Origin of the sequence: Bacillus pretiosus (assembly GCF_051294775.1) — a bacterium.
GTDB classification, from domain to species: domain Bacteria; phylum Bacillota; class Bacilli; order Bacillales; family Bacillaceae_G; genus Bacillus_A; species Bacillus_A wiedmannii.
In genome coordinates this window covers 1-289 of record NZ_JBPPHF010000421.1, presented here as the reverse complement: position 1 = coordinate 289, position 289 = coordinate 1, and the positions used below count along the sequence as shown (strand labels likewise).

General features: G+C 35.3%; 1 pseudogene. It reads left to right on the top strand.

Annotated elements, in window-relative coordinates:
• Positions 1 to 223, top strand: a pseudogene (locus ACSG5Z_RS31545) (DNA replication/repair protein RecF); the annotation flags it as partial.
• Positions 224 to 289 lie beyond the last annotated feature (66 nt).

Here is a 289-nt window from a genome sequence, read left to right as displayed (position 1 = left end):
GATTTACTCAGAAGTTAAGGAATATCCGATTCTTTTATTGGATGATGTATTATCAGAATTAGATGATTATCGTCAATCGCATCTGTTAAATACAATTCAAGGAAAAGTGCAACCATTTGTGACAACGACGAGTGTCGACGGAATTGAACACGAAACATTAAAAGAAGCGAAAACAATTCATGTAACGAACGGCACGGTAGATTGTGAAATAGATAGGGCGTAATCCCTATTTAAATGGAAAAGTAGGTGAACTTTGTGTCAATGGAACAAAAGCAAATGGAAGAAAACT